The sequence below is a fragment of the Acinetobacter sp. A2 genome, assembly GCF_048537555.1.
Lineage (GTDB): Bacteria > Pseudomonadota > Gammaproteobacteria > Pseudomonadales > Moraxellaceae > Acinetobacter.
The window spans coordinates 48,690-68,558 of sequence record NZ_CP183239.1 but is presented as its reverse complement, the minus strand read 5'-3'; the positions used below and the strand labels follow the sequence as shown (position 1 = coordinate 68,558).

General features: G+C 42.9%; 19 protein-coding genes and 1 pseudogene. 5 read left to right on the top strand and 15 right to left on the bottom strand.

Going from position 1 to position 19,869, the window contains the following annotated elements; translation table 11 throughout:
* Positions 1 to 2: 2 nt before the first annotated feature.
* From ACNS8M_RS00280 to tviB, 11 genes are all read right to left on the bottom strand, one after another.
* Complete coding sequence (locus tag ACNS8M_RS00280) at positions 3 to 665, bottom strand: acetyltransferase (protein ID WP_419224971.1); 663 nt, start codon at positions 663 to 665, stop codon at positions 3 to 5.
* Entirely contained in the window at positions 662 to 1,267 is a 606-nt protein-coding gene (locus ACNS8M_RS00275; RefSeq protein WP_419224970.1) for a sugar transferase, read from the bottom strand. Before ACNS8M_RS00275 ends, ACNS8M_RS00280 begins: the two co-directional genes overlap by 4 nt.
* Before the next feature lie 16 nt (positions 1,268 to 1,283).
* A complete protein-coding gene (locus ACNS8M_RS00270) occupies positions 1,284 to 1,826 on the bottom strand; it encodes a serine O-acetyltransferase (RefSeq protein ID WP_419224969.1) in 543 nt (180 codons plus the stop codon).
* A complete protein-coding gene (locus ACNS8M_RS00265; RefSeq protein ID WP_419224967.1) occupies positions 1,820 to 2,986 on the bottom strand; it encodes a glycosyltransferase family 4 protein in 1,167 nt (388 codons plus the stop codon). The genes ACNS8M_RS00270 and ACNS8M_RS00265 overlap by 7 nt, the downstream gene beginning before the upstream one ends.
* Complete coding sequence (locus ACNS8M_RS00260) at positions 2,983 to 4,077, bottom strand: glycosyltransferase (protein WP_419224966.1); 1,095 nt, start codon at positions 4,075 to 4,077, stop codon at positions 2,983 to 2,985. Before ACNS8M_RS00260 ends, ACNS8M_RS00265 begins: the two co-directional genes overlap by 4 nt.
* Positions 4,074 to 5,192, bottom strand: a complete 1,119-nt coding sequence (locus tag ACNS8M_RS00255; RefSeq protein ID WP_179988865.1) for a glycosyltransferase — start codon at positions 5,190 to 5,192, stop codon at positions 4,074 to 4,076. Before ACNS8M_RS00255 ends, ACNS8M_RS00260 begins: the two co-directional genes overlap by 4 nt.
* Positions 5,193 to 5,225: 33 nt before the next feature.
* Positions 5,226 to 5,774: an acyltransferase gene (locus ACNS8M_RS00250; protein ID WP_419224965.1), complete on the bottom strand. Its 549-nt coding sequence runs from the start codon at positions 5,772 to 5,774 to the stop codon at positions 5,226 to 5,228.
* A 103-nt stretch (positions 5,775 to 5,877) separates the two neighbouring features.
* The gene (locus tag ACNS8M_RS00245; protein ID WP_419225312.1) at positions 5,878 to 6,471 is read right to left on the bottom strand and encodes an acyltransferase; all 594 of its coding nucleotides are present in this window, start codon (positions 6,469 to 6,471) and stop codon (positions 5,878 to 5,880) included.
* Positions 6,471 to 7,643, bottom strand: a complete 1,173-nt coding sequence (locus ACNS8M_RS00240; RefSeq protein ID WP_419224964.1) for a lipopolysaccharide biosynthesis protein — start codon at positions 7,641 to 7,643, stop codon at positions 6,471 to 6,473. The genes ACNS8M_RS00245 and ACNS8M_RS00240 overlap by 1 nt, the downstream gene beginning before the upstream one ends.
* On the bottom strand, positions 7,640 to 8,665 hold the full coding sequence (locus ACNS8M_RS00235; RefSeq protein WP_180111978.1) for an NAD-dependent epimerase/dehydratase family protein: 1,026 nt from the start codon (positions 8,663 to 8,665) through the stop codon (positions 7,640 to 7,642). Before ACNS8M_RS00235 ends, ACNS8M_RS00240 begins: the two co-directional genes overlap by 4 nt.
* A 20-nt stretch (positions 8,666 to 8,685) precedes the next feature.
* The gene (gene tviB / locus ACNS8M_RS00230) at positions 8,686 to 9,963 is read right to left on the bottom strand and encodes a Vi polysaccharide biosynthesis UDP-N-acetylglucosamine C-6 dehydrogenase TviB (RefSeq protein WP_419224963.1); all 1,278 of its coding nucleotides are present in this window, start codon (positions 9,961 to 9,963) and stop codon (positions 8,686 to 8,688) included.
* A 314-nt stretch (positions 9,964 to 10,277) separates the two neighbouring features.
* Here tviB and ACNS8M_RS00225 point away from each other — a divergent pair, with 314 nt between their 5' ends.
* The 4 genes and pseudogenes from ACNS8M_RS00225 to ACNS8M_RS00210 all read left to right on the top strand — a co-directional run bounded on the left by ACNS8M_RS00225 (position 10,278) and on the right by ACNS8M_RS00210 (position 15,797).
* Positions 10,278 to 11,381: a polysaccharide biosynthesis/export family protein gene (locus ACNS8M_RS00225; protein ID WP_419224962.1), complete on the top strand. Its 1,104-nt coding sequence runs from the start codon at positions 10,278 to 10,280 to the stop codon at positions 11,379 to 11,381.
* Positions 11,381 to 11,809 carry a low molecular weight protein-tyrosine-phosphatase gene (locus ACNS8M_RS00220; RefSeq protein WP_180168507.1) on the top strand — a complete coding sequence of 143 codons (429 nt, stop codon included), beginning with the start codon at positions 11,381 to 11,383 and terminating at the stop codon, positions 11,807 to 11,809. Before ACNS8M_RS00225 ends, ACNS8M_RS00220 begins: the two co-directional genes overlap by 1 nt.
* A 52-nt stretch (positions 11,810 to 11,861) precedes the next feature.
* Positions 11,862 to 14,048, top strand: a complete 2,187-nt coding sequence (locus ACNS8M_RS00215) for a polysaccharide biosynthesis tyrosine autokinase (protein WP_419224961.1) — start codon at positions 11,862 to 11,864, stop codon at positions 14,046 to 14,048.
* 308 nt (positions 14,049 to 14,356) lie between these two features.
* A pseudogene (locus ACNS8M_RS00210) lies at positions 14,357 to 15,797 on the top strand (capsule assembly Wzi family protein).
* Positions 15,798 to 15,889: 92 nt separating this feature from the next.
* Here ACNS8M_RS00210 and ACNS8M_RS00205 read toward each other — a convergent pair.
* Positions 15,890 to 16,534 carry an START domain-containing protein gene (locus ACNS8M_RS00205; RefSeq protein ID WP_419224960.1) on the bottom strand — a complete coding sequence of 215 codons (645 nt, stop codon included), beginning with the start codon at positions 16,532 to 16,534 and terminating at the stop codon, positions 15,890 to 15,892.
* Between the two features lie 132 nt (positions 16,535 to 16,666).
* A complete protein-coding gene (dapB, locus tag ACNS8M_RS00200; RefSeq protein WP_419224959.1) occupies positions 16,667 to 17,488 on the bottom strand; it encodes a 4-hydroxy-tetrahydrodipicolinate reductase in 822 nt (273 codons plus the stop codon).
* Between the two features lie 283 nt (positions 17,489 to 17,771).
* On the opposite strand from dapB, the gene ACNS8M_RS00195 reads away from it, so the two are divergent.
* On the top strand, positions 17,772 to 18,056 hold the full coding sequence (locus ACNS8M_RS00195; protein ID WP_180064649.1) for a hypothetical protein: 285 nt from the start codon (positions 17,772 to 17,774) through the stop codon (positions 18,054 to 18,056).
* Between the two features lie 94 nt (positions 18,057 to 18,150).
* Here ACNS8M_RS00195 and dnaJ read toward each other — a convergent pair whose 3' ends face one another.
* Both dnaJ and ACNS8M_RS00185 read right to left on the bottom strand, forming a co-directional pair.
* Positions 18,151 to 19,266, bottom strand: a complete 1,116-nt coding sequence (dnaJ, locus tag ACNS8M_RS00190; protein ID WP_004970338.1) for a molecular chaperone DnaJ — start codon at positions 19,264 to 19,266, stop codon at positions 18,151 to 18,153.
* Between the two features lie 129 nt (positions 19,267 to 19,395).
* Complete coding sequence (locus ACNS8M_RS00185) at positions 19,396 to 19,773, bottom strand: hypothetical protein (protein WP_026438412.1); 378 nt, start codon at positions 19,771 to 19,773, stop codon at positions 19,396 to 19,398.
* Positions 19,774 to 19,869: the final 96 nt, after the last annotated feature.

The window sequence follows — 19,869 nt, the reverse complement described above, 5'->3', positions numbered from 1 at the left end:
ACTTATTGCTGTGAAGTGGTGACAATCCGTGCAGGATTACCCACCACTGTTGCGCCCGCAGGGACACTTTTGGTGACTACGGCGCCCATACCGACAATCGCGCCTTTACCAATCACCAAAGGCTGATCGGGGGTGCCTTGCTTAATCATGGCCCCTGCGCCAATATAGGCATGGTCATGAATATGAATATTACCGTTACATTTTACGCCTGGCGCAAAGGTAACGAAATCCCCAATCACACAATCATGCTCGACATAGCTGTATAAATTGGCATGGAAGCATTTGCCGATTTTAATATTGGAGGTGATGGTGACAAATGGGCTTAAGGCTGAACCTTCCGCGATTTGAACCTCATCCATAAAAATCACGTTATCGGCTGAGATCGACCAAAGCCCAATACCATCGGTTTCTAAACGCTGGGCGATTTTTTCACGTACCCGACTATTGGCAATCGCAATTTGCACGTATTTTCTTGATGCTGATTCATTTAAAAATGCTTGATAATTCATAGCACGATGACCATTCACCGAACCGATTTCTGTTAAGGCATCATCGATAAAGACAATTTCAGATGGATCTTGTTCACGCGCCAATTGCTGACGGGCAATCGGCATGAGACTGCGCCCACAACCTGATGCCCCATAAATTGCATAAAGTATTGTCATTTTTTTTGTTCCGGTGTGCCGGTAAATTTACTCATGGTCGCCTCGCCTTCAGCGCTGATATCGTCTTTGGCAATCACTTTTTTTATGGTTTTCAGCATGATTTTAAAATCAAGCCATAGCGATTGATTTTCCACATACCATGTATCGAGTTCGAATTTCTTTTCCCATGAAATGGCATTGCGACCATTCACTTGTGCATAACCCGTGATGCCCGGACGCACGTTATGGCGTTTGGCTTGCTCGCTATTATATAAAGGTAAATATTCCATCAGCAGTGGTCGTGGACCAACGATGCTCATATCGCCTTTAATCACGTTCCACAGTTCAGGCATTTCATCAAGACTGGTGGCACGAAGCATTTTGCCAAATGGGGTGAGGCGTTCGCTGTCGGGTAATGGGTTGCCCTCAGCATCCAGAGCATCTTTCATGGTGCGGAACTTGATCATTTCAAATGGCTTGCCATGTAAACCCGGACGCACCTGACGAAATAGCACCGGTGAACCTAAATTCTTTTTCACCTTATGTGCCACGATCAAATACACGGGTGACAACAGAATTAAAGCCGTGGAAGCAATGGTGATATCAATAATACGTTTTAACATTGAATTCCTCTGCCCCTTAGTCAAGATCTGTCCAACGTCTATTTACAGATTGACCTGCATTATTCATGTGAATGACTTTGGCATAATTTCCTACAGCCGTAGCATTTTCAGGAATATCTTTCGTCACCACACTACCCGCGCCAATCGTTGAATTATCACCAATCGTAATTGATTCCACGATACAGACATGAGGTCCAATATAAACATTATTACCAATTTTGGCTGCACGACGACCACCATTGGCGCCAATCGTTGTGAATTGAGATAAATTGACGTTATGCCCAAGCTCTGTTGTGGGATTAATGACTAAAGGTCCACCATGTCCAATATATAAGCCATAGCCAATTTTAGTCGTGGTATGAATATCGATCCCATATTGCTTTCTTTTATAATAATAAATGGGATAAGCAAGTTTTGCTAAAAACGTTTTTGAACTGGCAATACGTAACCAAAATGAAAAATTAAAGCCACGATTAAATAGATAGTTTTTAACAAACAATTTAAAACTGACTTTTCCCGTATAACGATATAAATCGCTTTTGATGTATTTAATCAACATGCGCCAGACTCTAAATTGATATCGATGACTCCCATTTCACCAAGCATATGTTTATTCACCTGATGCACATCATATTTATTTAAAGCCATCTCACGGGAGCGTTGCCCCATCAACTCGATAAGTTTTGGATCTTCAATAAAATATTGCATGCTTTTCACCAAATCATCGACTGATTTTACTTCGACCAAATAGCCGTTTACACCATGCGATACGGTTTCACGACAACCCGGCGCATCAGTGGTAATCACCGCACGTCCCATTGCCATGGCTTCTAGTACGGTACGTGGCGTACCTTCACGATAAGATGGCAATACATAGACCGAACTTTGTGCAATGGCAGGACGGACATCACTGAGTTTACCCCAATATTTGAGACGACCATCAGCCATCCATTGATCAAGTTCAGCTTGGGTAATCGCAGATGGATTATCGTCAATCCAACCGACCAAATGAAATTCTGCTTCAGGATATTGCGCTTTGATGATGCGTGCCGATTCCGCATATTCACGTACACCTTTATCACCGAGCAGGCGTGCAATCAGCAAGAAAGATGCTTTGACCTGTCCTTGTGCATTTTTCGGTAAGGGCATCACATCAAAGTCTTGTACATTCACGCCTGAACCATTCACCACCACAGTCGGTTTATTGGCTTCAAGCAAATGCATATCTTGGAATAACTTTAAGTCATCCGGATTTTGGAAAAAGACTTTGTCACTATGTTTTAAGGCTTGGGCATATAAACCATGTACCATTTTTTGAAACAGACTACGCTTGCCAGATCCCACATTTTGAAAGGCATAACCCAAACCGGTAATCAACGCAAAACGATGTGGGACTTTGGCAAGCCATGATGCGAGTGTTCCGTAAATCACCGGTTTAATGGTATAGGACAACACATAATCCGGTTGAATGCGACGAATTTGCTGATACAGATTTTTCAGTAGTTTTAAATCTGCAAGTGGATTGGTGCCAGTACGTTGCATGGGAATTTCATGCAAATGATAGCCAAGTGCTTGCAGTTTTTGCTGTTCTTCAGGAAAGCTTGCAAACTCAGGTGCCATGATATGAATCTCATAGCCTTTGGCAGAAATCGCTTCCAATAATTTGCCACGAAAGTTCAGCACCGACGGCAAAAAACTACTGATCATTAAAAATTTCATGCCTGTTGGCTCCACACCTGCATATATTGACGGCTAACGGTCGCAATACTGAAATTCTGTTCAACACGTTCACGCGTTGCTTGTTTTAAGGCTTGTTTTTCTGCATCTGTTTTTTGTGCATATTTTAAAATTGCATCTGCCAAGGCTTGGGCATTACGTGGCGGAACAATGGTTCCTAAATCCTGCACAATGTATTTGGCATCACCGACATCGGTACTGATACACGGCAAACCCGATGCCATCGCTTCGACCAACACATTCGGGAAACCTTCAGTAATTGAGGTCATCAGGAATGCATCAATCGATTGATAAAAGGCAGGCATATCCGAGATTTGATCTAAGAGATAAACTTTTTGAGCATCTAACTGATACTGCTCAAATAAGGCTTTAACATCTGGATTGTCTAAACTTGCCCCACCACCCGCAATTTTAAAGATGATGTTTTCATCTTTGAGCAAGCCCATAGTTTCAAACAAATACGGATAACCTTTGGCATGTCGATAATTACCAGCAAACCCAATCACCGTTGGCTGATTGAGCTGTAAATTCGGCTGAAATTTATCAAGAAATACGCCATTTGCAATCACATGCTGTTGAGCATTTTTAAAACCAAAACCAGTATGTTGCTGTTTCGATGAATGCGCACAGTAAATAATGGCACTTGGCTGTTTCGATAAAATTTGACTTAAACCGAGTGCAATTTTGGTGCTGATCGATTCATCTTTCGGTGATGCAAGCGAGTGATGAATGCCCCACACGACATTCGGTTTGTGGGCTAAACCGATGACACTTAAACTCGTCAACGCATTGGCATGGTACATCCAACATTGCACGGTTTTAGGTTGTAGTTGTTTGAGTAGTCCACGCAGTTTTTTGATGATTCCAAGTGTATTTATGCCATTCCAACTGAGCGCATAATATGACTGGCAACGATCAAGCGTGCTTTGATACACCTCCGATGTTTTCATCAAAGCAATAATGACATGCTGATAATGATCTTCCGTATATTGAATCAAGCGTGCCAACATCATTTCAGCACCACCCACCCCTGCAAAGTTGGTAATCACATGCACCATTAAAGGTTTACTCATGATGCAGACTCCATCATGTGCATATACTGTTTCAGCACGGTTTGTTTATGGAACTGCTGAATATGCGTGCCAAAATCGGCATCTGAGTAATGTACATAGTCGGCAAAAATCGCCTGATGCATCGCTTGGGTTAAACCTGTTTGATCATTGCATTTAACCAATAAACCAAACTTGGCATGGTCTAAAATTTCCATCGGGCCACTTGGGCAATCGGTACTGACCACTTTCACTTTGGATGCTAAGGCTTGAATCAGTACACCTGGCAAACCTTCCCAATTCGAACTGAGTACAAACAGTGAGGCATATTTAAAATAGGCATAAGGATTGGCATCAAAACCGGGTAAATCGACCGCATCTTTTAAACCCAATTCATTCACCAAGGCTTCAAACTCGGTACGTAATTCACCCTCGCCTAAAATAATCAAACGTGTATCTACATACTGATCATGTAAGGCTTTAAATGAACGAATCAAAAAGCCAAAGTTCTTGGCCTCAGTTAAACGACCAACCGCCAAAATGACCTTGTTGGTCTCATTGAAAAATTTGTGCGAGACTGGGGCGTTGAGTTTTTCAAAATAGGCATCATCGAGTACAGGATTATAAATAGTGCTCAGATTATTCTGTTTATAACTGTAATATTCTCGAAAATCCGTTTCGACGCCTTTAGACACACATACCACTTGCTGTGCCATCGGGTACGTCCAATTCACCAAAGTTTTTAGCACAAACTTGGCAATCCCCTGCAACTTCATATTTTTAGACGGCGTAGACACTTCACGGAAGATCAAACGTGTTTTGACGCCTGCTAACTTTTTGGCAATGCCTGCGACAATATTGGTATGGGTTTGCGTTGCCACTAAGCAGTCATATTGCTCAGCTTTCATTTTTTTTTTCAAGGGCGTAATGCTATTCATCACCCGACCGCAATTAAAATTGACCAATTCAATTTTTGAACTCACTTCGGGTAACAGCTTGGCTTTTTCACCATTTAGGTCACATACACCCAAATGAATCTTAAGTCCTTGTTCGGCCAAACTATTCGCTAGTTGAATGACTGTACGTTCTGCACCACCACCGCCCAAGCTTGGCAAAAAGAACATGACTTTATTCAACATAATCAGACCTAAATAACATGAAATGGGAACGTATTAATCTGAGAGTTTTGAGGCTTGAATCACCATGGCACGTTCAACGCGTGCGCGGTAATCAATAATGCCAACGAGTTCACTGTCACTCGCGCAAGTGCTTTGAATTTTGGCTTGATAATCAGCAAAGCTCGACACTACTTTAGCCGGCACACCAATCGCCACAGAATGATCTGGAATATCTTTGGTCACCACCGAACCTGCACCAATCACCACATTGGAACCAATACTCACGCCCGGCATAATAATGCTGTTCACCCCAATAAACACATGCGAGCCGACCTGAATCGGGGCAAAGCGTTGATAGCGCTTCCCTTGCGCATCTTTGACCAGACAGGTACTGCCATCATGGGTAATAAACTTCACCCCTGAGGTCACCGTGACATGATCACCAAGCGAGACCAAGAAGGGTTCTGAGCCCCAGTTTTTAATATAAACTCGGCAGTTTTCACCAACCTTCACCCCCTTTTTACGTGCATAGGCCACACTGCCTTTCGCCATAAAATAAGCCAAATCAAACAGCTGTCGAAAAGCAGAAACAATCAATGCCATATACATGACCTTTGTCAGGTTCAAAAGGAGGAAAAATCGCTGATTATTTTACGCTGAAAATCCGCTTTAGGATATGCGTGTCAAAGTCACCCGAAACTTGTATTTAAAGCGATTTGATTTTCTTGACGGGACTGCCGACATAAACCCCAGCATCATCCAGTGGTTTAGACACTAAACTACACGCGCCAATCACGCTGTTGCTTGGAATGGTGACACCATCTAAAACCGTCACGCGTGCACCGAGCCAAATATTTTCACCGAGGCTGACACCGAGTTTGGTAATCGCATCTTTAACCAAAAGATCAGGCTCACCGAACTTATGATTACTGGCAATCATAATACTTTGCGTGCCAATCCGAGTGTTATCGCCAATCGTGACACCGCCACAGCCATTAATATAGGACTTGGAATTAATGCTAACATCTTTGCCAATCACCACCTTGCCACCGAAGCATTTGATATAGCAATTTTCACCAATAAAACTGTTATCGGCAATTTCAAGCACTGCGCCATGTTCAACGATCAGGCTGACATGATCGCCAATATAGACATTGTTGCCGAGCTTGACTTTTCCACTAATATCCACCGTGCAGGCTTTGCCGAAATAGCGAAATTTGGTGCCAAATGCCATGTTGTACATCACTTTACGGCACTGTGAAGCAAACCAATTCATGTATTTTAAGGTTTTAAAAAACATCACTTTTTGCTACTCCACACAGAGAATAAAATGGCAAAGTTATAAAAAATCAGGGCAACCGGCACGGCAAGCAGCATATAGATTTTATCTTCTACCAGTAGATACAGGCCGAAAAATAAAACGAATTTAATCAATAACTCAATAATCTGCAATCTAAACAGCACATGGCTACTACGCTGTGCAATCAGGAAGGCCGAACTGGGCGGATTACAAAAAATGGCCCAATAGCCCAAGGCCAAAATCTGGAAATAGGTAGAGATGCCGACCCAGTCTTTGCCAAATACCCATAGATACAGGGATTCTGGCAGCACAAAAAACACGGCAAACAGCGGCAGAGACAGCAGACTCAACAGTACACTGCTTTTCAGGGCTTCCTGACTATTTTCCAGATGTTTAAATTTGCGGATAAAGAACTGGCGAATGGTTTGCGACATTAAATTAATCGGCACCCGCAAAGTCCGCTCCACAATGGCATAGAAGCCCATCGCCTGCACACCGACAAAATGCGAGACCACATAATAAGGCAAGTTATGCGAAAAGCTGTTCAGCAAGGCATGTGGCGTATTGGAATAAATAAAATCCTGATAGTGCTTAAATGCCTGCCAACTGACCTGATAAAGCTGATTTTTTACAATATAAATCAATATAAACAGCAGCATCAGCAGCGAACTGGCACTGTAACTGTTGACCAGGCTGATGCTCATCAACAAGGGCAAACCCAGCTGTACCAGCACCACAATCAGGCTACGCAAAATATTCAGTCCGGCACAGAAATATTCTGCATGCGCGGCAAATTTATAATTATAGATAGTTTGAATCAGGGTATTGGCCAACACACCGCTACAAATGGCAACCACCACAGCCGCATTAAAAATAAAACTTAAGATGATGGCACTGACCGCCACAATACCTGTGGAGAACATCATTCCTTCAAAGATCAGGCTTTTTTTGTCCTGCTCTTCCGCGACCAATAAGGCTTGATCGAGACGCAAATTGGCAATGGTCGATAAAACGCTGACCACAGCCAAGGCAATACCATATTCACCAAAATCCTGCACCGAATAAAGGCGCGTTAAAAAAGGAAGTGCGATAAATGTGATTATCGCACCTACTAATAAACTCGACGTGATTAAGCCAATCGACTGATATTTGGCAAAAATACGTGCAATCATGTCAGATTTTTAACGTACCAGCGCATGGCCAGCTGAATACCGGCATTAATTCGAAACTCAGGTGCATAACCCAGGGCTTTCTCAATTTTGGCAATGCTGGCTTGGGAGTGACGTACATCTCCAGCACGGAAGTCACGGTACACCGCATCTTTCGTATAGTTCACGCCATTTTCAACCAGTGCAGCCTGAATCGCACGATACAAATCATTCAAGGTGGTACGGTCACCGACTGCGACGTTATAGACCTGATTTTTTGCGGCATCATCGGCTGTGGTCGCTGCCAGAATATTGGCTTGCACCGTGTTATCGATAAAGCAGAAATCACGGCTGGTTTCGCCATCACCATTAATGAATACATCGTCACCGGCAATCATGGCTGCGGTCCATTTCGGAATCACCGCCGCATAGGCTCCGTTCGGATCCTGACGCTGACCAAAGACATTAAAGTAGCGCAAACCAACCGCTTTAAAGCCATAAGTTTTAGCAAAAACATCGGCATAGAGCTCATTGACATATTTGGTCACGGCATAAGGCGACAAAGGCTTGCCAATGTTTTCTTCCACTTTCGGCAATGCTGGATGGTCACCATAGGTTGAGCTGCTGGCTGCATAGGTAAAGCTGGAGACTTTGGCATCACGCGCCGCAGTCAGCATGTTCAGGAAACCGCTGATATTGGTGGCATTGGTAGTGATCGGGTCAGCAATCGAACGTGGTACTGAGCCTAGAGCTGCTTCATGCAAGACATAATCCACACCGGCACAGGCTTTTTGGCAATCTTCCAGATTGCGGATATCGCCTTCATAAAAGGTGAATTTCGCCCATTGCGCCGCACTGACCAATGACTGCACTTCATCTAAGTTATGTTGATGACCGGTAGCGAAGTTATCCAGACCAACAACCGTTTGATCGAGTTTCAACAGTGTTTCTAACAGATTGGAGCCAATAAAACCGGCAACCCCCGTCACTAGCCAGATTTTAGGGCTTTGCTTTAATTGCTCGCATACTGTCTGATATTGGCTCATCTTTATAATATCCTTATCAATTATAAACGAAGATCAGATTCAGACTGTGCAAGTACATATTTCAAATCATATAAAACATATTCTGCTTTGCCCAAGGCACGAATTTTCTCTACGCCCATCTCTTTAAACTGATGATGTGCCACCGCCAAAATGATGGCGTCATAGCTGTGGTCTGTTAATGTCGAAACAGGCTGAATCCCATATTCATGCTCGGCTTCGGCACAATCTACCCATGGGTCATAAACATCCACATTCACGTGATATTCTTTCAGTTCATTGACGATATCAATAATGCGGGTGTTACGGATATCGGGACAGTTTTCCTTAAAACTTAAGCCTAAAATCAGCACCTTGGCATCTTCCACCTGAATGCGTTTTTTCAGCATGCCTTTCACCAGCTGAGTCACCACATAGGCGCCCATACCATCATTCAGACGGCGGCCGGCCAAAATAATTTCAGGGTGATAACCAATCGCTTGCGCTTTATGGGTGAGATAGTACGGATCCACCCCGATACAGTGCCCGCCAACCAGACCCGGACGGAACGGCAGGAAATTCCATTTCGTGCCTGCAGCCTCAAGCACCGCTTCGGTATCAATCCCCAGTTTATTGAAGATCAAGGCCAGCTCATTAATCAGCGCAATATTGACATCTCGCTGGGTATTTTCAATCACCTTTGCCGCTTCAGCAACTTTAATGCTGGTGGCTTTATGGGTGCCGGCTTCAATAATCAGGTTATAGACCTGATCAACAAAATCAGCGACTTCAGGCGTAGAACCTGAAGTGATTTTGAGAATATTGGTCACGCGGTGCAATTTGTCACCCGGATTAATGCGCTCTGGACTATAACCGGCAAAGAAATCCTGGTTGAATTTCAAGCCTGAAACTTTTTCCAGTTCAGGAATGCAGACTTCTTCTGTGGCTCCCGGATAAACCGTTGACTCATAAACAACAATGTCGCCGTCTTTTAGCACTTTACCAATACTCTGCGAGGCTTTGACCAATGGTGTCAGGTCCGGCTGCTTATATTCATCAATCGGGGTTGGTACCGTCACAATAAAGAAATTGCAGTCTTTTAAATCTTCTAAATTTGCAGTATAGGTTAAATGAGTAGATTGTTTTAATTCTTCAGGCGAGACCTCTAAGGTATGATCTTGCCCACTTTGTAATTCTTGTATGCGTTTTTGCTGAATATCAAAACCCACAACAGGCAGCTGCTTGCCAAATTCTACCGCTAGGGGTAACCCGACATAGCCTAAACCAATAATGGCAATTTTTAGGTCTGAAAGCTGTAGCATTTGAGCGCCTTTAAATTTATATCTGTATTTTATGAAGAAAGAATCTTTCGGCAGGAATACTAGCAGAAATTTATGAAATTTCTATTATGATTTGTGCTCAAATTAGTTGAAAGATGCATCAGTGTATAGTTTTTGTGAATATTCCACTTTTTAAATTTTGAGTAAATTCACAATTTGCGATTTTTATCACTTTGCGCAAAGAGTTTGACAGAATCTGCAAAATGATTACAAATTGCTATGTACCTATTTGACAAGTTCGGTAAAATGGCAGTAATTGATTTAAAAGATTTTAAAAATTAATAATGGAATCTCGCGTGCGACACTTTCAAATGGCTGTTTTATTGGCATGTGGCATTGCCACCACTGGGTGCGCTGTCACCTCTGGTTTACAAACTTATGACTTACCAAATGAAGGAGTCTATACCACCGACCTGGGCACAGCGGTCAATGTGATTAAACTCACCCAAGACTCAATGCTTGCGGTGCAGCCTGCAGTTCACAATATTCAACAAGACTATGCGCATTTATTTCATACACCACAGCGTCAATACACCTTAAGTTCAGGTGATATTCTCTCTATTTATTTATGGGCATATCCTGAAATTACCCCACCAACCAATACCATTAGTAGTGAAAAAGCTGTCGAGTCCAATGGTTATCAAATTGACTCACAGGGTTATATTCAGTTTCCGATTATCGGGCGTTATAAAGCTGCAGGTAAATCTTTAGCGCAAGTGAATCGTGAGTTGCGCGGTCAATTGGCACGTTATTTAAAAACCCCAGATGTGATTGTACGAGTCTTGTCTTACCAAGGGCAGCGATACTCTGTACAAGGCAATGTCATGAAAGGTGGGCAATTCTATTTAAACGATCAACCTGTGAGTGTCTATACCGCACTGGGTATGGCAGGCGGGGTCAATGCCCAACAAGGTGACAATGCTTCTATGACTTTAGTGCGTCAGGGGCGTAGCTATCAACTCAATACCGTAGAGTTGGAAAAAGCAGGCTTGTCATTGCACAACTTACTCATCCAGCCAAATGACACCTTGTATGTCAACAACCGTGAAAACCAAAAAATTTATGTCATGGGTGAATCAGGTAAAAATCAATCGCTCCCTATGCGTGATCAAGGCATGAGCTTAAGCGATGTATTAGGTGAAAGCCTAGGCTTAAACCCACTGTCTGCCAGCCGCAGTAAAATTTATGTGGTTCGTAGTCAGCCCAATGCAGCACATACCGAAGTCTATCACATGGATTTAACCAGCATTGCCGACTTTGGTCTGGCCAATCAGTTTAAAATGCGCAGCAATGATATTGTGTATGTCGATGCTTCAGGCTTGGCCCGCTGGCAACGTGTGGTTAACCAAATTATTCCATTCTCAAATGCTTTATACAACCTAGATCGTTTGGGGAACTAATGAAAATTAATCACATTTTGGTGGTGTGTATTGGCAATATTTGCCGTAGCCCCATGGCAGAATACTTTTTAAAACAGCAATATCCACACTTACAGATTGAATCTGCAGGTATTTCAGGCTTGGTGGGTCATGCAGCCGATGACAAAGCCCGTTTATGTATGCAACGTCACGGCATCGACATGAGTCCACATGTAGCAAAAAAACTCAATGCAGAGCTGATTAAAAAAGCCGATTTAATTTTGGTCATGAGCCAAAATCAGCAAAAGCATGTGGAACAAACCTGGCCATTTGCTAAGGGCAAAACCTTTAGATTGGGGCACTGGCAAAGTAAAAACGTCGCTGACCCATATCAGCACGATCAGGCCGTATTTGATGAAACCTGCACATTAATTCAAGCCTGCATTGCCGACTGGAAAAAATATATCTAGTTTCTTGATATTCTAGGTTTTTTTGATATTCTACTTTTTTGATATTTAAACTATGAGCCAAACCGCCAACACCGAAGACACCATTGATTTAAAGGAATTATTTTTCTCCTTAATCGCACAATGGAAACTGATTATTCTTTGCGTTCTACTCAGTGTAGTCTGCGCTTTACTGTATTTAAGAACCACACCAGACACCTATGCAGTAGATGCCTTAGTACAGGTCGAAGACAGTAAAGGAGCCTCTGCAGCACTATTGGGTGATCTGTCCAGCATGATTGAGCAGAAATCGCCTGCACAAGCTGAAATTGAAATTTTAAAATCACGTTTGGTGTTGGGCAGCGTGATTGATCATCTGAATTTAAATATTCGCGTTTCGGGTACGGAAGATAGTTTCTGGAATCGTTTAATTGCCAAGCATGAATATGACAGTGAATATTCAGCCAAATCGGTACTATTTAAAGACAATCAAAAAAGTTTTGATATCCGCCAGTTCGATATCCCACAATACTTTCAAGATAAAAACTTAATTTTAAAATTTGCACAAGGCAAATACAGCCTCACCGATGAAGAAACCGAACAGGTGGTTTTTTCTGCACCTTTAAACCAAGTCAGTCAATTACAGTCTGAATTTGGGGTGTGGAAAGTCGCTATTTTTAGTCAAGACAGCTTTAACGCTACCTATAACATCCAAAAACAAAGCTTACCTGCTGCCATGAAAAGCTTAACCGCTGACTATTCTGTAGCAGAAAGAGGCAAGTTAACAGACGTGTTGGGGCTGAATTATCAAGGGCAAGACAAACAACACATTACCCAAGTGTTAAATGCAATTTTAGTTGCTTATAGCCAACAAAATATTGAGCGTCGTACTGCAGAAACTGCACAGACCTTAAAGTTTTTGGAAGACCAACTCCCAGAACTGAAACAACAATTAGATGTGGCAGAACGTGAATTTAACCGTTTCCGCCAACAGTTTAATACAGTCGATGTGACCAAAGAATCTGAGTTATATTTAACCCAAAGTATTACTTTGGAAACCCAAAAAGCGCAGTTAGAGCAACAAGTGGCTGAAGCTGCGGCCAAGTACACCAACGAACACCCTGTTATGCAGCAAATGAATGCGCAATTGGGGGCAATTAACAAACGAATTGCAGAGTTAGACGGCACACTCAAACGCTTGCCAGAATTACAACGCCAATATTTACAACTGTTCCGTGAAGTAGAAGTCAAACAACAGCTGTATACAGGCTTGCTCAACTCTTACCAACAACTGCGGATTGCTAAAGCAGGTGAAATTGGTAATGTGCGTATTGTCGATACTGCGGTAGAGCCAATTGAGCCAATTAAACCAAAGAAATTACTAATTCTAATTTTGTCGGTTTTCTTAGGTGGTTTTCTGGGCACATTATTGGCCTTACTGCGTAATATGTTGCGCTCAGGTATTAAAGACTCGAATCAAATTGAAAATGAACTGGATTTACCTGTTTATGCCACTGTGCCACGTTCACCTGTGCAAGAAAGCCGTATTAAAATTCTGAAAAAGAAAAAGAATATTCCTATTCTTGCGGTGAAACACAGTGATGATATTGCGATTGAAAGCCTGCGCAGCATGCGTACTGCTATTCACTTTGCTTTAAGCAGTGCCAAAAACAATATCATTATGATTTCTGGCCCTGCACCGGAGTTGGGTAAATCGTTTATTTCAACTAACCTAGCCACCATTTTGGCGCAAAGTGATAAGCGCGTATTATTGATTGATGCCGATTTACGTCGTGGTTATATGCACAAATACTTTAATTATGACCCTAAGCCTGGCTTAACCGAATACCTGAATGGTCAGCAAGAGTTAGGCAGTATTGTACGCAGTACTGAGGTTGAAAATTTAAGCATCATCAGTCGCGGCAAAAGCCCTGCTAATCCGTCAGAATTGTTAAGCACGCAAAAATTTGCAGACATGCTCACGCACTTGTCGAGTCAGTTTGACCATATTCTGATTGATACCCCGCCAGTTCTTGCGGTCACCGATGGGATTATTATTTCACAATATGCGGGTGTGAATTTGGTTGTGGCACGTTATGCCAAGACGCAAATGAAAGAGCTTGAACTGACTGTCAACCGCTTTGAACAAGCTGGCGTGAAAGTCAACGGCTTTATTTTGAATGATATTCAACGTGAAGCGGGCGGTTATGGCTATGGTTATAACTATGCCTATGCCTATAAAGCCAATAAGAATGAGGATTGATTTATTCAATCAACCCTTTTTGCTGGCGCTAGGCTACCCCCTTTGTCAAAGAAAGGTGAGCTATATATAGCAAAAGCCACCAACGTTAAAATCCCTCCTAACATCCCTTTCTTACGCAAGAGTTTAAAGCTGTGCTTAAACTCTTGCTCAGGGAGGAACTCCATTGCAAAGTCTCTGCTCGTGCTAACCCTCCTTTTACAGAAGAATTTTCTGTTGAAATTTACAACAATACTCAACAATTCACATTGTAAAAATCCACTCAAAAACCTATCTTGTTTACAGTTTATAAACGCTGAGAATGTATAAGCATGTTTGCACCCAAAGCGCTGCTGGCGACACTGGCATTAAGCTCATCCTTAACCTTTGCCCAAGGCATTGTCTTAAATGACCAAAACTTACGTACCGATTTAAACTGGCTAAATCAGCAAGGCGTGATTCAAATTAGTACGTCAACTTGGCCCATGAGCAGTGATGAAATTCAACGTGCACTTTCTCAAGCCAAGATTAGCAACAACAATCAACAAAAAGTAATCGATGCAGTTGTGGCACATTTAAATGCTAATAACCAACTGCTCAAAGCCTCGCTTTTTGCAGAAACAGATCAAAAAAATATTCCACAAGCCTTTGGCGACCAACAAAAAGCGCAATATCAAGCAGGCTTGGAACTCAATGCAGGCAATCAACACTGGGATGCTAAAATTCGGGTCAATGCAGAAAAAGACCCACAAATTGATAACGATCAAGATGTCAATGTTGAAGGTTCCTATATTGCAGCCAAGCTTTGGAATCAATGGCTCATTGCTGGGCAAATTCCAACCTACTGGGGGCCTGCACATGACGGCAGTTTAATTCGTGGCGATGCTAGCCGCCCAGTTTACGGCGTAACTATGCAACGTGCCGAACAACAAGCTTTCAGCAACAAATGGTTGTCATGGATTGGTCCATGGCAATATCAAGCCTTTGCAGGTCAGTTGCATGATTATGATGCTGTACCCGATGCCAAATTGATTGGTTTACGTGTCACTGCACAACCGCTGCCTTATTTGGAATTGGGTGCTTCACGTGCCTTTCAATGGGGGGGGTGAAGATCGTCCAGAAAGTTTTGACTCATTCTGGGATGCGGTGATTGGTAAAGATAATGTGTATGGAGATACTCCTAACCCATCTAACCAAGTGGCAGGCTTTGATGCACGCTTAAACCTACAGCCATTGCTACAAATGCCAATGGGTGTTTATGCACAATATGCTGGTGAAGATGAAGCAGGCGGCTTACCTTCAAAAAAAATGTATTTGGCTGGGGTAGACTATTCATCAAGCTATCAGAGTATGCCGTTCCAACTCTATACCGAATGGGCTGACACCCGTACCAACGGTAAAGCACAAGGTATCACTTATAATCACAGTACCTATACCGATGGTTTCTATCAACATGGCTATCCTTTAGCGCATGCTATTGGCGGTGATGGACAAATGATTTCAGTCGGTGGTGATATTCGTTTTGATCGGCTGAACCGTGTTAATGCACGTGTGCTGTTTGCCAAATTAAATGAATCAAACCGCACAACCAACCAAGCTTTCCCAGAAAAAGATCAGTTAAAAGCTTTGGATTTGACTTGGACACACTATTTACGTCCAGATATTCCACTTAAACTGAATGGCTGGATTAGCGATTCAGATGTCCATGGTAATGATGGTGGTGCATCGATTGGCATTGAATTTCCTTTAGAAAAAGGGCTGTTTTCTTATTAAGTCTACCCGCTAGACCGAAATACTTCATGGATGAGATCGACACCGATTTCATCCATTTTTCTGAGATTAAAAATTCAGCGCCACTCAATTATTTAACGCAAAATTTCAGGCAACGCCTTATAACTACGGCTTTTGCTTAATTCAATTTTCATTTTTTGCAGCATTTGATACGGTTGCTGCTGCACAAACATATTCACAAAACTTAAAGGAATCGAACCCTCAGGGTTAGCATAGCCATAGGTACTGACTTTGACTTTGTGATTACCCAGTTTCTGAAAGGTCCAGTCGCCTTCGTAATCCTGAATACGCACATAATCTGGGTTCAAGGGATAGCCCCCCTCAATAGCTTTATTTTGAATACTAATAATACCTTGTGCATCTTTACTCATTTTGCCTTTGACCACCAAATCGCGATCTTTTAGCGGAAAAGGAAAATCCAGCACCATATACAGCAAGAACTCACCTTTTTGGTCATCACGTGACAGGACTTTGACACTACCCACATAAGGCACCCATTTCACGGCATGATCAACATCTAAAATTAAGGCAGCAGCTTTTTCTAAAGGTACATTGAAGGTGGTTTCGGCCTTATACAAAAACACAGGGCTAGACTGCTGTTGAAAGGTCCAGACTTTAATATTGTTTTTATGTATGCTCAGTTTGGCATGTTCAATATTTTGTGCAGAGGCCGCACAAATACAGGTGCTTAACCCAAGCATCAGCAGAGATTTTTTCATTTTATTTTGCATCTTATTTTAGTTTTAGATCGGGTCTGATGCGTCATCATCCATGACATCAGACCCTAGTTTTAGCGGCAGATTGAAAATTATTCAAGTAGTTTTTATCTATTTCGGATTCCTGCGCAGTTTTTAAACCTGAATATCGTTAAATCCAAGAACATCTTTCATATCGTATTTACCCGCTTCGCGTCCCACTACCCACGCTGCAGCACGCACGGCACCTGCAGCAAAGTTCATGCGGTTGGTGGCTTTGTGGGTAATTTCCACACGCTCGCCATCGGCAATAAACATCGCGGTATGTTCACCCACAATGTCGCCACCACGAATGGTTTGGAAACCAATACTTTTACGTTCACGTGGCCCTGTGTGTCCTTCGCGGCAGTAAACAGCATCGTGTTTTAAATCACGACCTAAGGTTGCTGCAATGGCCTCGCCCATCATCAATGCCGTGCCTGATGGTGCATCAACTTTGTGACGATGGTGTGCTTCAATCACTTCAATATCTACACTATCACCAAAGACTTTGGCTGCCAATTCCAGCAGTTTAATAGATACGTTTACCCCTACTGAATAGTTGGCGGCATATACCACAGGCGTCTGTTGAGCCGATTCTTCTAAGAGTGCTTTTTGTTCATCATTCATGCCTGTGGTGCCAATCACAATCGCTACGCCTGCTTCACGACAAAGCTTTAAGTGCTGTGCAGTGGCGGCTGGTGCGGTAAAGTCGATCACGACATCGCAGTCAGCTAATACTTGCTCTAGGCTACCCACCACTTTCACGCCCAGTGTACCTACACCTGCCAACTCTCCTGCATCTGCACCCAATAAACTGCTTTCTGGACGCTCTACTGCGGCAGCCAATTGGTAGCCTGCTTCTTGAACAGCTTGAATTAAGATGCGTCCCATGCGGCCGCCTGCGCCTAATACACCAATGCGTGGAGTTGCTGACATAGCATATTCCTAAAATAGATTCTCAATTGTGCTTACTATAGCAAAACTCGCTGCCTAGACTAAGTTTGTCTGCCAAGTTTCTGGGTTTATTTTTATCGGAAAGTAACCCTAGCTGTACTGCTGATGGTCACTTTACACCCCTCAGGTAAACTTTTAACGAAGCCATGCTAAAAATTTATCTCAAAATGCTGATTTTTTGTTTTTATTTCACAAATTTGCAAACTTGTATGCGCAGACTAGCCTGCACGAATGATAACAACTGCAAAAATTAAAGGGGATTTATATGCATTCGAAGAACATGGTATTGGCATTATTGTTAGGCATGAGCACAGCATCCGTATTTGCAGAGCCTGCACTTCAAGAAGGGGATACGCTAGAAAGCCTGTCCAAAGTCCGTATTAGCGTGACACTACAAGAACCGCTTGCTGTTGAAGTCGATGCACCTGAACTAGAAGAAACAGCAGCAGAACATGGGGTTGTTGCAAGCGCTCAACCACAAACTACCGTTGAAACAGCAACGACTGAAATGGTGGATGTTTTAGAGATTGATGTACCTGAAGTCGAATAAGAGTACAGCAGATACAACAAAGGCGATCTTCAAGATCGCCTTTATTTTTGAGTTTAGATGAGGTCGTGCTTTGACATACCTAACCTAGGTTTCCTTAATCAAACAAACGATCAAAGAAAGACTTTTTCTTTGGTGATGACTGACTGCCCTCACCTTCCATCGTCGTCTGCAACTCTTTTAACAATTCACGCTGACGTGCCGTTAAATTCACAGGTGTTTCCACCACAATACGGCAGAGTAAATCGCCCTGCATACTGGTACGCACAGGTTTTACCCCTTTACCACGCAAACGGAACAATTTACCCGTTTGTGTTCCCTCAGGTACTTTCAGGCTCACGCGACCATCTAGAGTAGGAATTTCAATTTCCTTACCTAAAGCAGCATCGGCAATGCTAACAGGCACATCCATATACAGATCAGCACCATCACGCTGGAAGATTTCGTGCTCACGCACCACCACTTCTACATATAGGTCGCCCGATTGACCATCACGAATGGCTTCACCTTTACCTGTTAAGCGTACGCGGTCGCCATTGTCCACGCCAGCAGGAATGGTCACCTCAAGGGTTTGCTGACGATCTGACACACCCGAACCATGACATTTTTTACATGGGTTCTTGATAATTTTGCCCTGACCACGACAAGTGCTACAGGTTTGCTGTACCGAGAAGAAACCTTGCTGCATGCGTACTTGACCCGCACCATGACAGGTTGGACAGGTTTCAACATCATTTGGATTTTCTGAGCCTTTACCATCACAAGCTTCACATGGCGCAGGTGCTGTAAAGGTGATGGTTTTCTTAACGCCTTTGACTGCTTCTTCAAGCGTCAATTCCATCACATAGCGTAAGTCTGAACCACGGCGTTGACGTTGCTGGCCACGCCCCCCCCCACCAAAGGCTCCACCGAAAATATCCCCAAACTGGCTGAAAATATCTTCCGCACTGAAACCACCGAAGCCGCCAGCACCACCGCCCATACCACCTTCAAAGGCTTGATGGCCCATACGGTCGTACATGCTGCGTTTTTCGCTGTCTGACAGAACTTCATACGCTTCTGAAGCTTCTTTAAACTTCTCTTCAGCTTCAGGATTGTCCGGGTTACGGTCTGGATGATATTTCATCGCCAACTTACGGTAGGCTTTTTTAATTTCATCATCACTAGCGGTTTTAGAGACGCCCAAAACCTCATAATAATCACGTTTAGCCATGTCTGGCGATGCTCCTCACGGAATTCTATTTAAAACTTAACTGAAGTCTGAAATTGGGGTCAAACTGAGTTTTACAAGGGGAAGCTGTTAAAAATTTTAGCTGAAGTGCTTTAGATGAAGTTCAAGCCATTAGAACACAGCTTTATTTTTCAAAAATTTGGATAGCCCTTTAATCCAAGCATTGATTAAAAATAAGAAGGCAATCACGGCAAAGACCACACCTGCTACGGTGCAGGCTTTGACCCATAAAAAGGCATCCCAAGGAAAGAAGGCCAATGGAATAAACCACAATGCAGCAAACAATGCCAATACACTGTAAATCACCACATTACGCATGATCCATAAAGCCTGTGCCTGTAACCAGACTTCAGTGCTATCGACCACAATCACTTTTCGTGCATACCAATACGCCAATGCACCACTCACCACAGTAAATAAAGCAAAAAACATAAACACGTAAGAGATCGCGACAGACCGGCGAAACTTTACCAAGTTATCTTGCTTCATAATGTGATTTAACCCCATCTGTGCCATGCTTTATTTTTTAATCTGGCGCATGCTGTAACGTATGCAAAGGCTGAAAAATATAAGGTGCTACTATAT